This window comes from Fundidesulfovibrio sp. YSD1, from assembly GCF_055397115.1.
In genome coordinates this window covers 2,655,852-2,668,969 of record NZ_AP043666.1, presented here as the reverse complement: position 1 = coordinate 2,668,969, position 13,118 = coordinate 2,655,852, and the positions used below count along the sequence as shown (strand labels likewise).

The 13,118-nt window shown below is 68.4% G+C and carries 13 protein-coding genes; 7 read left to right on the top strand and 6 right to left on the bottom strand.

The features are described 5' to 3' along the window. The first annotated feature begins 31 nt into the window (after positions 1-31). The 3 genes from ACZ5V4_RS12540 to ACZ5V4_RS12530 are packed head-to-tail and all read left to right on the top strand — an operon-like array spanning position 32 to position 2,481. A complete protein-coding gene (locus ACZ5V4_RS12540; protein ID WP_464315196.1) occupies positions 32-1,009 on the top strand; it encodes an ABC transporter ATP-binding protein in 978 nt (325 codons plus the stop codon). After that, positions 1,006-1,962 (top strand): ABC transporter ATP-binding protein, encoded by a 957-nt coding sequence (locus tag ACZ5V4_RS12535; RefSeq protein ID WP_464315195.1) that lies wholly within the window; start codon positions 1,006-1,008, stop codon positions 1,960-1,962. Before ACZ5V4_RS12540 ends, ACZ5V4_RS12535 begins: the two co-directional genes overlap by 4 nt. A 24-nt stretch (positions 1,963-1,986) precedes the next feature. Beyond that, positions 1,987-2,481 carry a hypothetical protein gene (locus ACZ5V4_RS12530; RefSeq protein WP_464315194.1) on the top strand — a complete coding sequence of 165 codons (495 nt, stop codon included), beginning with the start codon at positions 1,987-1,989 and terminating at the stop codon, positions 2,479-2,481. 224 nt (positions 2,482-2,705) lie between these two features. Here ACZ5V4_RS12530 and ACZ5V4_RS12525 read toward each other — a convergent pair whose 3' ends face one another. The 4 genes from ACZ5V4_RS12525 to ACZ5V4_RS12510 all read right to left on the bottom strand — a co-directional run bounded on the left by ACZ5V4_RS12525 (position 2,706) and on the right by ACZ5V4_RS12510 (position 6,865). Then, positions 2,706-4,073 carry an NAD-dependent succinate-semialdehyde dehydrogenase gene (locus tag ACZ5V4_RS12525; RefSeq protein ID WP_464315193.1) on the bottom strand — a complete coding sequence of 456 codons (1,368 nt, stop codon included), beginning with the start codon at positions 4,071-4,073 and terminating at the stop codon, positions 2,706-2,708. A gap of 87 nt (positions 4,074-4,160) precedes the next feature. Next, complete coding sequence (locus ACZ5V4_RS12520) at positions 4,161-5,303, bottom strand: D-alanyl-D-alanine carboxypeptidase family protein (RefSeq protein WP_464315192.1); 1,143 nt, start codon at positions 5,301-5,303, stop codon at positions 4,161-4,163. Positions 5,304-5,561: 258 nt separating this feature from the next. Continuing rightward, positions 5,562-6,200, bottom strand: coding sequence for a FlgO family outer membrane protein (locus ACZ5V4_RS12515; protein WP_464315191.1), 639 nt, complete (start codon positions 6,198-6,200; stop codon positions 5,562-5,564). A gap of 131 nt (positions 6,201-6,331) precedes the next feature. Then, entirely contained in the window at positions 6,332-6,865 is a 534-nt protein-coding gene (locus ACZ5V4_RS12510; RefSeq protein ID WP_464315190.1) for a hypothetical protein, read from the bottom strand. A gap of 161 nt (positions 6,866-7,026) precedes the next feature. Here ACZ5V4_RS12510 and ACZ5V4_RS12505 point away from each other — a divergent pair, with 161 nt between their 5' ends. The 4 genes from ACZ5V4_RS12505 to ACZ5V4_RS12490 all read left to right on the top strand — a co-directional run bounded on the left by ACZ5V4_RS12505 (position 7,027) and on the right by ACZ5V4_RS12490 (position 9,924). Continuing rightward, positions 7,027-7,263, top strand: a complete 237-nt coding sequence (locus tag ACZ5V4_RS12505) for a hypothetical protein (protein ID WP_464315189.1) — start codon at positions 7,027-7,029, stop codon at positions 7,261-7,263. Positions 7,264-7,336: 73 nt separating this feature from the next. Further along, on the top strand, positions 7,337-7,543 hold the full coding sequence (locus ACZ5V4_RS12500; protein ID WP_464315188.1) for a hypothetical protein: 207 nt from the start codon (positions 7,337-7,339) through the stop codon (positions 7,541-7,543). A gap of 9 nt (positions 7,544-7,552) precedes the next feature. Continuing rightward, positions 7,553-8,287 (top strand): lysophospholipid acyltransferase family protein, encoded by a 735-nt coding sequence (locus tag ACZ5V4_RS12495; RefSeq protein WP_464315187.1) that lies wholly within the window; start codon positions 7,553-7,555, stop codon positions 8,285-8,287. Further along, positions 8,272-9,924 (top strand): ribonuclease J, encoded by a 1,653-nt coding sequence (locus tag ACZ5V4_RS12490; protein ID WP_464315186.1) that lies wholly within the window; start codon positions 8,272-8,274, stop codon positions 9,922-9,924. The genes ACZ5V4_RS12495 and ACZ5V4_RS12490 overlap by 16 nt, the downstream gene beginning before the upstream one ends. A gap of 380 nt (positions 9,925-10,304) precedes the next feature. Here the strand turns inward: ACZ5V4_RS12490 and ACZ5V4_RS12485 are convergent, their stop codons facing one another. Together ACZ5V4_RS12485 and ACZ5V4_RS12480 are read right to left on the bottom strand one after the other, a co-directional pair. Continuing rightward, positions 10,305-11,651, bottom strand: coding sequence for a TolC family protein (locus ACZ5V4_RS12485; RefSeq protein ID WP_464315185.1), 1,347 nt, complete (start codon positions 11,649-11,651; stop codon positions 10,305-10,307). Between the two features lie 44 nt (positions 11,652-11,695). Further along, positions 11,696-13,027, bottom strand: coding sequence for a multicopper oxidase family protein (locus ACZ5V4_RS12480; protein ID WP_464315184.1), 1,332 nt, complete (start codon positions 13,025-13,027; stop codon positions 11,696-11,698). Between the last annotated feature and the right edge of the window lie 91 nt (positions 13,028-13,118).

The following is a 13,118-nucleotide window of genomic DNA, read 5'->3' as shown; positions in this document are numbered from 1 at the left end:
ACGGACCCGACGCCTGGCTCACAAGGGAAAAATGGAACCGCTCCTTCGCCTCGAATCCCTGCGCACGGTCTTCGACACCGCCGCCGGGCCCGCCACCGCAGTGGACTCGGTCAGCTTCGACCTCGCCCAGGGCGAGACGCTGGGCCTGGTCGGCGAATCGGGCTGCGGCAAGACCGTGCTCTCGCTCTCCATCCTGGGCCTCACCCCGCCGCCGGGGCGGCTGGCGGGCGGGCGCGCGCTGTTTTCCGGGCGCGACCTCGCGGCCATGGCCCCGGAGGAGCTCAGGCGCGTGCGCGGGGCCGAGATCGGCATGATCTTCCAGGAGCCCATGACCTCGCTCAACCCAGTGATGCGCGTGGGCATGCAGGTGGCCGAGCCGCTCATGCTCCACTCCGGGCTGACGAAGCGCCAGGCGCTTTCGAGCGCGGCCGGGCACCTGGCCCGCGTGGGCCTGCCCGACCCGGAGCGCACCCTGGCCGCCTACCCGCACGAACTCTCCGGCGGCATGCGCCAGCGCGTGATGATCGCCATGGCCCTGGCCTGCGGCCCCAAGCTCCTCATCGCGGACGAGCCCACCACCGCGCTCGACGTGACCATCCAGAAGCAGATCCTGGAGCTCATGGACTCCCTGGCGCGCGGCCAGGGGCTCTCCATGCTCCTCATCACGCACAACCTGGGCGTGGTGGCCCGCACCTGCGACCGCGTGGGCGTGATGTACGCGGGCAGGCTCGTGGAGCTCTGCACCGTCCAGGACCTTTTCGCGGGCTCCCTGCACCCCTACACCCAGGGGCTCATGGCCTCGCTGCCCAGGCTCGGCTCGCGCCACGTGCGCCTGAGGCCCATCGAGGGCGCGGTGCCGCCGCTCACGGCCCTGCCCCCGGGCTGCCACTTCCACCCGCGCTGCCCCCACGCCTTCGAGCCTTGCGCCAAGGACATCCCGCCCATTTTCCGGCCCGCGCCCGGGCGCGAGGTGCGTTGCTGGCTGCACGCCGGGGAGGCCGCCGCATGAGCGCGCCCTGCCTGGAATTCAGGAACGTTCGCAAGACCTACAGCACCAGGCGCGGTTTTTTGGGCAAGGTGCACGAGGTCGCGGCCGTGGCCGGGGTGGACCTGGCCGTGGCCCCGGGCGAGACGGTCGGGCTCGTGGGCGAATCCGGCTGCGGCAAATCGACGCTGGCGCGCATGGCCGTGCGCCTGGAGCCGCCCACCAGCGGCGAAATCCTTATCGAGGGCAAGGACATCTGGCACGACCCGGGCATCCCCGGGCGCATGCCCGAACTCGCCCAGATGGTCTTCCAGGACCCCTTCTCCTCGCTGGACCCACGCATGACCGTGGCCCAGTCCGTGGGCGAGGGCTTGGCCGCGCGCGGCGCGGGCGACAAGGCGTCTCGGAAAAGGCGCGTGCTGGAGCTCCTGGACATGGTCGGGCTGACCCCGGCCCACGCGGACCGCTACCCGCACCAGTTCTCCGGCGGGCAGCGCCAGCGCGCCGCCATCGCGCGGGCCCTGGCCCTGAACCCCAGGCTGGTGGTCTGCGACGAGCCGGTCTCTGCCCTGGACGTGTCCATCCAGGCCCAGGTCATAAACATCCTGGAAGACCTCAAGAACCGCCTTGGCCTGACCTACCTCTTCATTTCTCACGACCTGGCCGTGGTCAGCCACCTGAGCGACCGCGTGGCCGTGATGTACGCGGGCAGGCTCGTGGAGCTGGCCCCCGCGGGCGAGCTTTACGCCGCGCCCCTGCACCCCTACACGCGCGCGCTGCTGGCGGCCATCCCCGCGCCGGACCCCTCGGCCCGCCACAAGCGGGGCGAAGAGGCAGCGGAAACACGCGCCCCGGGCCCAGGCTGCCCCCTGGCCGCGCGCTGCGCCGAGGCCGTGCAAGGCTGCGCGGAAGAACCCGCGCCCTGGCGCGAGGCGGCCCCGGGCCACTTCGTGCGCTGCCACGCCCCAAGCGATTGAAACAACAAAAGGAGTCTTTATACCATGCTGGGCAACCAGGATAACCTGATCAAGGACATCGTGCGCGTCTTCATCTTCGAGAACTGGGCCAGATTCTACTACACGGCGGAGCAGGACGGCAAAACCGTGCTGGACATCCCCGAGGACGTGCTCGAGGCCTGCCGCAAGGCCCACCCCGACCTGGTGGCCCTGCTGGAGGAGACCAACAAGGCCGAGATCACCCCCGAATCCTGCCTGAAGAACGTGGGGGCGTTCGTCTGCCGCCTGCTGGACGGCGAGAAGTACCCGGGGGGCAAGGTGCTCCCGGCCCTGGATTCCAAGGCCTTCAAGATCGAGATGCACATGTTCTTCATGTGGCAGCGCGGCCACGAGCGCTACCTGGACGAGCGCGCCATGACCTTCGACGAATGGATGGAGATGTTCGTCAACTGGCGGCTTCTGGACGAGGTCAAGGCCTTCCAGGCCAAGCTGGAGCAGTCGCCGGAGCAGGCCCAGGCCGCTTCGGGCAAGACGCACTAGGGGCGAAAGACAAACCGGAGAGGGCGCCGCCCTCTCCGGACCTCTCCCGCCAGGGAACGATGTTCCCTGGACCCTTCACGGCTTCGCGCCGTTCACCAGCCGCATGTTCGCGTCCGGATGCCCCTTGGTTGGGCGAGCCTGGCGCGCAAGCGGCGACGGATAGTCTTCCCCCATCGATCCCGAACGCCGCGCGCCGGGCGCACAGCCATGCTCCGCGCTTAATCTTAACCCTCTTCCGGAATCCGCAGCACCTTCACGTTCACGAACTCCATGAGGCCCTGCACCCCGAGCTCCCGGCCGAACCCGGAATCCTTGACCCCCCCGAAGGGCAGCCTGGGGTCGGACTTCACCAGCGTGTTCACGGCCACGGTGCCCGCCTCCAGAAGCCCGGCGAGCTTTCGGCCCATGCGCCCGCTCTTCGTCCAGACGCTGGCCCCGAGCCCGAAGCGGCTGGAGTTGGCCAGCCACAGGGCCTCCTCGGCGTTCTCCACGGAGGTGATGCTGGCCACGGGCCCGAAGACCTCCTCCTCGAACACGGGCATCCCGGGCCGCACCCCGGCCAGCACCACCGGCCGGTAGTAGAACCCGGGACCCTCCACGGGGCCGCCCTCCAGCACCACGCGCGCGCCCATGGCCACGGACTCGCGCACCTGCCGGTCGAGGTTGTCGCGCAGATCCCTTCTCGCCATGGGGCCGATGCGCGTTTCGGCGCGCGTGGGGTCGCCCATGGGCAGGATGGACACGGCCTTGGCCATGCGCTCCTCGAATTCGTGCGCCACGCCTCGCTCCACGAGAAACCGCTTGGCCGAGACGCAGGTCTGGCCCGCGTTGTAGAAGCGCGCGGCCACGGCCGTGGTCACGGCGAGCTTGAGGTCCGCGTCGGCCAGGACGATGAACGGGTCGGACCCGCCGAGCTCCAGCACGGCCTTCTTGAGCGAGCGCCCGGCCGCCTCGGCCACGGCCGCGCCGGCGCGGCAGGAACCGGTCAGGCTCACGGCGCGCACGCGCCGGTCCGCGATGACGTCCGCCACGCGGTCCTCGGGTATGACCAGCACGCGCAAGAGGTCCGCCGGGAGGCCGCTCCCGGCCATGATCTCCTCCATGGCCAGGGCGCAGCCCGTGACCGTGGGCGCGTGCTTGAGCAAAAAGGAGTTGCCCGCCATGAGCACCGGCGCGGCGCAGCGCATCACCTGCCAGAGCGGGAAGTTCCAGGGCATGATGGCCAGCACGGCGCCGAGCGGCTCGAAGACGATGCTCGCGCCTTCGGGCGCGCCTTCGGGCTTCTGGGGCGCAAGCATGGCCGGGGCGTTGTCCGCGTAGAAGCGGCAGACGTTCACGCAGCGCTTGACCTCTGCCAGGGCCTCGCCGCGCGGCTTGCCCATCTCCAGGGTGATGAGGCCGGACAGGCGCTCGGTGGACTCCTCGAAAAGGGCGGCGGCGCGGTGCAGGATGGCTGCGCGCTCATCCAGGCGGTGGTTGCCCCAGCACGTCAGCGCGGAACGGTTCGCGGTGAGGATGGCCTCCACCTGCGCCTGGGAATGTTCTTCGTACTCGGCCGTGACCTGGCCCGTGGCGGGATTGATGCTCTTCACTGATAGGCCCTCGAAAAAAAACGTCCGGCCGTGGCGGCCGGACGTTCCGGGTAACTCTTACGTGGCGCGAAGTCCAGCGGACGGGCGCTACTTGCCCATGGCCAGATGCTTGCCCTGCTGGTCCTGCTGTTGGGCGGCCACGATCTTGAAGCCCTCCTCCACCAGCTTGGTGGCCTCCCGGGCGCGCACGCCCCGGTTGCGGGCCCCGAGCACCACGGCCACCAGGCGGGTGCCCCCGCGCTTGGCCGTGACCACGATGTTGAAGCCGGACGAGCAGACGAAGCCGGTCTTCAGGCCGTCCACGCCCTCCACCCTTCCGAGCAGGGAGTTGGAGTTGTGGCGCACGCGGTTGTTGTGGGTGAACTCGGTCATGGAGTGGATGGAGAGCGTCTCGGGGAAGCGCTTCAGGTAGGCGCTGGCCAGGATGGCCATGTCCCGGGCGGTGGTCACCTGGCCCTCGGCGGGCAGGCCGTTGGGGTTGAAGAACTGGGAGTTCGTCATGCCCAGCTCCTTGGCCTTGCGGTTCATCTCGTCCACGAAGGGCTGCACGGAGCCGTTGCCCAGGTATTCGGCCACGGCCACGCACCCGTCGTTGGCCGAGGCCACGGCGATGCCCTTGATCAGGTCCTCCAGGCGCACTGTCTCGCCCGCCTTCAGGCGCATGTTGGAGCCGCCCGCGTGGCTGGCGTCCTGGCTGACCGGGATGAGGTCGTCCGGCTTGAGCGTGCCGTTCTCCAGGCGTTCGTTGATCAGGTAGAGCGTGAGGACCTTGGTGAGCGAGGCCGGGGCGATGGGCTGGTCGGCCTCCTGGGCGAAGAGCACGCGGCCGGTTTCGGAGTCGATGGCCATGGCGGCCTTGGTGGTCACGCCGAACTCGCCCTTGAAGGAATCCGGCAGGGCCACGGCCGGGGCTTTCGCCGGGGTCGTGTCCTCGCTGCGCTTGCGCTGCTTGGATTTGGCCTTGGCCTGGTCCTGCCTGGCCGGGGCTTCCTTCTTCTTGGAGACCTTGGCCGGGGCGTCCTTCTTCTTGTCATCCGCCTTGGCGGACTTGGACGCCTTGGAAGACTTGGAGGATTCGGCCGCCGCCTTCTTCGAGGAAGTCTTGCCGGCCGCCTGGACCTGCTTGGACTGCTTCTTGTCGGTCGCGGTGGATTTGGCGTGAACGACCGGAGAGGAAAACACCAATGCGAGGATGGTAAAGGCGGCTGCGAACACCGTCCATTTGCGCATTCCGTGGAACTCCTTGGCGGCTTGCCGCCGGATTTCGTCATGTCCCGGCGGTCGATTGCAGGCCGGCCCGCCGTCACCCCGGCAGGACGTCCATCCAAGGACGGACGCCGCGCGGCCGTGTCAGGCGGGTCGAGAACTGCCTAGCGCAGGGACCCTGAACCGGGCAACCATTTTTTTTGTTTTATTTCCAAAACAAGATATCACTGCTGTAATGATGCAGTATCGCGAGCCGATGCAACAGTGCGTTGCTTGGCCGGATCATTGCTTGGGAGCATCCTGGGCAGGCTTCTCTTCTTTCTGGCTATCTTGCTGATTATCTTTAATTTTTTCTGTTTCCGGCTTGGGCTGCTCCGCATTGGCGGAAGGCTGCGGAGCGGCGTCCTGCCTGGGCGCGGGCGGGGTCAGCCTGGAGAGGTCGCCTTCAAGCTGGCTCACGAGGAGTTCGGCCGCCGTGGCGATGGAGCGCAGGTCGGATTTCGCGTACGCGTTGCGCGCGGCCACGATGTTGCCCGAGGCCACGTCGATGAGCCGCGCGTCCATGCGCACCGACGCGCCCGTCCTGGCCACGGACCCGGTGAGCACCCCCTGGGCCCCCACCATGCTGCCGATGGCCTGGGCGGCGGTGGCCGGGGCGTTGGAGCCCTTGCCGAACTGCATCTCGTCCAGCACCTTCTTGATGGCGGCTCGCTCCACCACGGCGAAGGAGCCGGAGTTGACGGCGGCCGTGATGAGGAATTCCGCGCTCACCCGGCCCAGGTTGTCCTTCTCCGCCTCGGAGGTGACGGGATCGAACTCCAGGATGGCGATCCTGAAGGAGGCGGGCTTGGCCTGGGCGGCCGCGAGGGCCGGCAGGGTCAGGATAGCTAAAATGACGAGCCAGATTGCGTACTTGCGCATAAGAAGTCCCTCCGGACCCGGCGGACCATACTAGGAAGCGCCTGCCCCCGCAAGGGCGGCCCGCTTCGCCCAAAAAGAGAGCGCCTCGCGGCCATGCCGCGAGGCGCTCGAAAGAGGCTTGGTTTCTCTGCCTACTGGCGCACGGAGCGCTCGAAGCGCGACTCCTTGCGCTCGATCAGGTAGCGGGCGAAGTCCTGGGCGTCCATGAAGACCACGTCGGGCGAGCCCTGGCCAAGGCCCAAGGGCGCGAATTGGCCGAGCATGCCCGCGTCCTCGTGGATCCACCACTTGCCCGCGGGGATGCGCGTGCCGCAGCAGGGGCTCGTCATGGCCTCGGCGGCGTAGCCCCAGCGCTGGCCCTTGAGCTTGGGCATGTTGGTGCACACGCTCTCCACCAGGGCGTCGATGTCGGCGTCGGTGATCTCGTGCTTGCGCTTCCAGTAGTCCAGGCGGCGCACTTCCACGGCCAGCTTGCGGATCTCGCCGAAGAGCTCGTCCAGGGTGGGCTCGGCGTGGGAGAAGGTGCGGCGGCGCTTGTCCGGGTCCATCACGTGGAAATAGGCGTAGCCGCCCGAGGGCTGCTCTTCGCCGGTCTTGGCCACCTCGAACCCCTTGGGCAGCACGTCGGCCACCAGGCGGCGCAGGTGCATGGGAACGCTGTTCATCTCTAAGCTCTCGAAATATATAAATTTGTAATAATGTCTAGCTGTTGAGCCCGTTGTTATTATGCCCAGTCGCTTTACTTGTAAAGGGCTGATGCGTTACATTTCCGCGCGCGACGTGCGCGCACGCGCGTCCAAAACCCGTCCCTTCCCGGAGCAAAGGCATGAAATACATCATTTTCGAGGATTTCGCCGGGCACCCCGCCCCGATCCTCTTCCCCGGCAGGATCAGCCACGGCGAAATGCGCGAGCTGGTGCCCTACTCGGCCGTGATCTCGGCCGGGTACGTCGAGGCCGACAACGGCCGTTTCCGGGTGCACGGGCATTCCGTGTCGCTCGGGGCGAAATCGCGCCCCGAGGACCTGGCCGTGATCCTCGAGCACATGGCCCCCGAGGCCTAGATTTTTGCCGCCTTCGAGTATAAGGGAGCATTTCGGCGTCCTGCCGACTCACATCATTCATCTGGAGAATACCGTGGAAGAATTCGAGATCGATCCCCAGGATCTGCTCCTGGAAAACGCCCTGCGCGTCGTGTTCAAGGCTGGCGAACTGCTCGACAACGAGGCCATCAGCGCCACCGAGCTCAAGGACGTCTCCGGCGCCCTGCGCGACGCCACCGAGATCATCCTCTCCATCGAAAGCGCCTGCGGCTGCGGCCACGACCACGAGGAAGCCGAGTAGCACCCGCCGATGGCCGTACTGCACAAGGCGCTGTTCATCCTGTTCTTTCCGCTGCTGACCGTCGCGGTCAGCAGCCTGTGCTGGCTCACGGCCGGCATCGGCGAGAACGCAAGGCTGGCCCACTGGTTCGAACGCCAGTGGGCACGCCTGGCGCTCGCCCTGGCCGGGGTGCGCGTGAAGGCCGACCTCAACGCGCTGGACCCGTCGCAGCCTTACGTCTTCGTGGCCAACCACCAGAGCCACTTCGACATCCTGGTGCTCTTCGCCACGCTCAAGCACTGGAACGTGCGCTTCGTGGCCAAGGAGGAGCTTTTCAAGATCCCCCTCTTCGGCCACGCCATGCTGCGCACCGGGCACATCCCCATCCTGCGCGAGAACTCCCGCAAGGCCATGAAGTCCATCGACGACGCGGTTGAGGCCTCCAGGCGCGGCGTGAGCGTGCTCATCTTCCCGGAGGGCACGCGCAGCCGCGACTGCTCCACCCTCGGCGACTTCAAGATCGGCGGCATGATCATGGCGCTCAAGTGCGAGCGGCCCGTGGCCCCTGTCATCGTCACGGGCACCATGGACGTGCTGAAGCGGGGCCGCAAGCTCCCCTCGCCCGGCGAGGTGCGCGTCACGGCGCTCGCCCCGTTCGACCCCAGGCAACGCTTCACCATCAAGAAACGCGAGGAATTCAAGGGCTGGCTCAAGGACCACATGGAAACCGCCTACCAGGAGCGCAAACGATGCCGGACGGCGTGACCCTCTACCCGCTGGGAGGACTCGGCGAGATCGGGATGAACTGCATGGCCGTGAGTTCCGGCGACACCATGGTGCTCGTGGACTGCGGCCTGATGTTTCCCGAGGACTACCTCTTCGGCGTGGACGTGGTCATCCCGCGCTTCGACTTCATCCTGGCGCGCAAGGAGCAGCTCAAGGCCATCGTGCTCACCCACGGCCACGAGGACCACATCGGCGCGCTGCCCTGGCTGCTGCCCTACGTGGACTGCCCCATCTACGGCTCGCCCTTCACCCTGGCCCTGGTCTCGAAGAAGCTCGAGGAGCACGACCTGCTCAAGTTCGCGGACCTGCGCCCGGTGAAGAAGAACGACCGCGTGGAGGTCGGCCCCTTCGCCTTCAATTTCTTCCAGGTCTGCCACTCCATCGTGCACAGCTACGGCCTGGGCATCGAGACCCCGGCCGGGCGCATCGTGCACACCGGCGACTTCAAGATCGACCGCTACCCCCTGGACGGCCACCAGACCGACCTGGAAGCCTTCCGCGAGTTCTCCGACCCCGGCGTGCTCTGCATGCTCTCCGACTCCACCAACGTGGAGCGCGAGGGCTTCGCGCTCACCGAAATGGAGATCAAGCAGTCCCTGGCCGAAATCTTCCGCAACGCCACGGGCCGGATCATCGTCACGCTGTTTTCCAGCCACATCCAGCGCATGCAGGAGATCTTCGACCTGGCCCACGACACGGGCAAGCGCGTGGCCGTCTCCGGCAAGAGCCTGGCCAACAACATCGATATCGCCCGGGACCTGGGCTACCTGCGCATGCCGCCTGGCGTGTGGGCCAGCATGGACGAGATCGGCTCGCTGCCCCTCGACAAGGCCGTGCTGCTGGTCACGGGCTCGCAGGGCGAACCCCTCTCGGCGCTGTCGCGCCTGGCCGCCGCCGAGCACCGCCAGCTGCGCGTGCAGCCGGGCGACCTGGTGCTCATGAGCTCGCGCTTCATCCCGGGCAACATCAGGGCCATCCACAAGCTCATCGACAAGCTCTACCGCCTGGGCGCCGAGGTGATCTACGAGCGCGCGCAGGCCATCCACGCCTCGGGCCACGCCCACCGCGAAGAGCTCTCGATCATGCTCGGCACCGTGCGCCCCAAGTTCTTCGTCCCCGTGCACGGCGAGTACCGCCACCTGGTCAAGCACCGCCGCCTGGCCCTGGAGCACGGCGTGGCCGAGGAGCGGGCCATCATCCTGGAGGACGGCCAGCCCATCACCTTCCACGCCGGGGGCGGCATCCGCCTGGAGGACCACATCCTCGTGGAGCAGGTCTACGTGGACGGCAAGGGCGTGGGCGACGTGGGCCAGAGCGTGCTCAAGGAGCGTCAGCTGCTGGCGGGCGAGGGCATGGTGGTGGTGATGCTCGTGATGGACGAGAAGACCGGCGAGATCATGATCGGGCCGAACCTGATCTCCAAGGGCTTCGTGTTCGAGCAGCACTATTCCCACGTGCTGGAGGACGCCAAGTGCGTCATCCTGGACACCATCGACTCCGTGCCGCCCGGCAACCCGGACAAGCTCAAGGAGCGCATCCGCTCGTCGCTGAGAAGATTCTTCAGGAAAGTGCTCGAGCGCGACCCCGTGGTGGTGCCGCTGGTGATCATGCTTTAAGATGCCTCCGGCGGCCGGGGGGAGTGCCTCCCCCCGGACCCCGTCAACGGCTTCGCGGGCTTCACCGCCCACTTGAACTACATCGGCTTAATAATCGAAGGCCCTTTGCCCCGCGCGAGCGCGGGGCAAAGGGCCTTCGATTTGGTTTCAATAACTTCACCCCTCGCCGCTTGCGGCGACGGCGGTCCGCCGGGATGAGCGCCGCCTTGGGCGCGGTCCCGGCGGTCCCCTCCCCCGCCCCTGCCCCTCCGGCCTGTCGGTGACGCCCGCGAAGCTACAGCCGGGGTCCGGGGGCAGGCTCTGCCCCCGGCGGGTCAAGGGCGGAGCCCTTGCGGGTCAGGACAGCGCCCTGCCGGGGTGCGGGGCAGAGCCCCGCCTGGCTACTGCACCGGCCCGCCCAGGGCGTATTCCAATCTCACCAGCGCGGCCTGCTCCTCCTGAAGCGCCTTGTTGTGCTCCAGGCGCGCGTGAAGAAGCTCCACCTCGGCCTTGAGCGCGTCGAGTTCCGGCAGTTGCATGGCCCCGGCGTATTTCGCGCTCCAGGCCGCCGCGCGCTGCGCCGGGGGCAGCACCCCGGAGGCCAGCCCCTCGGCCGTGGCCCTGGCCAGGGCCGCGTCCTCGATCGCCCGCAGGGCCTCTTCGCGCGCCGCCAGCCGGGCGTCCTCGAGCAAGCGCCCGGCCTGGCGCACCCGGTAGGCGGCCTTGGCCCGCTGGGCCTGGTTGGCGTCGAAGATGGGCAGGGCCAGCGAGACCCCGGGGCCGAGCGTCCGGTTGCCTTCGATGTCGTAGTCGTAGGCTCCGCCGACCTCGAAATCCTTGAGCCAGCGTACCTTTTCCAGCTCCACCCCGCTCTGGGCGGCCTTGAGGGCGAACGTGGCGGCCTGGACCTCCAGGTTGTTGGCGACGGCGTAGTCGAGCGCGACGGCCTTGTCCGGCAGGGACGCGGGGGAACCGGGCACGTCCCCGGCGAGGGAGAAATCCTGCCCGGGGGCCACGCCCATGAGCCGGGCCAGCCGGGCCTTGGCCACTTGGGCCCTGGCCTTGAGAGAGGAGACTTCGAGGGAGGCCTTGGCCGAGACGGCCTCCAGGGCCGCGATGGAGGCGTCGTCGGTGAGGCCGAAGGAGCGGTAGCGCTTGGCCATGGCCGAGAGCTTGGCGGTCCGCGCGGCCAGGCTCTCGGAGAGGGCCACGGCGCGATCCGCGTAGGCCGTCTCCAGCCAGGCGAGGCGCGCTTCGCGCGCGGCGGCCATGGAGTCGCGGCCGATCAGGAGGATGTCGCGCTCCAGCTCGGCCTGGGCCTTGGCCGTCCGGTCCTTCACTTCGGCCAGGTCCGACACGGAGACCATGGCCTGCGCGGCTAGGGCTGCGATGGGCCCGCCGGAGAAGAGCGGGAAGGAGAACAGCATGGCCAGCGACGGGTTTTTCGGCAAGCCCGCCTGGACCACGTCCGCCTTGGAGATGCCCACCTCGTCGAAGCGGGCCTGCACCCCGGGGTTGTTCAGGAGCGCCAGACGCACGGCGTCGCGCTGGGTCACGCCTCTAGCGAGGATCTCGCCAGCTTCCTTGCGCGCGAAGGCCTCGTCCTCGGGCGTGAGCACCCACATGGGGCGCTGGCCGTGGCGGGCCTGGGCGATGTCCGAGACCTTGCCGAAATCCGCCTCGGGCCGCACCTGGGCGCACCCGGCCAGAAGGGTCGCGGCGAAAAGCAGGCAGAGGATGTTGCGCATGGTCAAGTCGCCTCCCGGTTGGATGGTCGGGGCCTGCCTGGCCGTTATCCGTGCCCGCCGTGGCCGCCCTGGCCGGGCGGATGCGGGGCCGGTTGGGGGGAATGGCCGGGCGCGTGCGGCGAGTGTGCGCCGTCGCCAGCGACCTCGAAGAGCATGGTCATGCCGCCCATGGGCATGATCCCCATGGGCACGGGCGCGTGGGCGTTCACCACGTGGTGCAGCTTGTGGCAGTGCATGTGCCAGTAGCCGGGGTGGGTGAAGGTGAACTCCACGTCGCGGATGGCCCCCGGCGGCACGTTGACCGTGTTGCCCGGCCACTGGGCCGATTCGGGTATGGGCCCGCCCTCGGTGCCGGTGACCTTCCAGGTGACGCCGTGCAGGTGGATGGGGTGGGCGTGCATGTTGGAGAGGTTCGCCAGGCGCAGGCGCACGCTCTCGCCCACGCGCGCGGTGAGCACGTCCGTGGAGGGCGCGGCCTTGCCGTTCATGGTGAACCAGTTGGGGTCGGTGGAGGTCACGTCCACGTATTCGTTGCCGGGCAGAAAGCGCCACTCCTGGAGCAGGATGGCGAAGTCGCGGTCAACCCTGCGCGAGCCGTCCGCCGGATGGATGACGAAGAACCCGCCCATGCCCATGCCCACCTGCTTCTTCTCGTTGAAGGAGGAGTGGTACATGAACGTGCCCGCCTGGTGCAGGTCGAATTCATAGACAAAGGTCTGTCCGGGCATGATGGGCGGCTGGGTCAGCCCGCCCACGCCGTCCTGGTCGTTTGGCACTTCCAGGCCGTGCCAGTGGATGCTGGTTGGCTCGGGCAGCTCGTTTCGCACAATGATGCGCACCCGGTCGCCCTGCACGGCCTCGATGGCCGGGCCGGGGCAGGAGCCGTTGAAGCCCCACACGCGCACCTTCTTGGGCACGTCCATGCCGTGCATGGCCCCCTTGGCCTTGTGCCAGCGGTCCCAGAGCGAGCCCGGAGGCGGGGGGCCGTCCAGGATCAGGCGCTCCACGGGCTGGGCCGTGAGCCTGAAGACCTTCACGTTCCCGTCCAGCTCATGGCCGAGGGTGGGCACGTGCGGGGTGAGGACCACGCCCTGCCCCTTGCCCGTGAGCGGCGGGGGCGGCGAGAGCTTGATCGCGGGATCGCGCCAGGGGTGGAGCGGCGCGGAATGGCCCGAGTGGCCGGGCATGGGTTGGCCGGAGTGCTGCCCGTGCGGCGCGGCTGCCTCCACGGCCTTGGCCGCCGCGCCCAGGGGGACCAGGGCGGAGAGCGCCAGAAACAGGCGGCGGCCTGGGCTTGCCCCGGCCGGGCCTTGTTCGCGGGGGACGCCGCGCAGGCGCGCGGCCCATTGGCGGATGGATTGCACGAGTCTGGACACGCTCCCTCCGTTTTCGCGGCCTTGCCGCCTGGCGGTGACGCCCGGCCCTCCCCGTGACGGGAAGGCCGGGGCCGCCTTGTCCCGCGTGGGG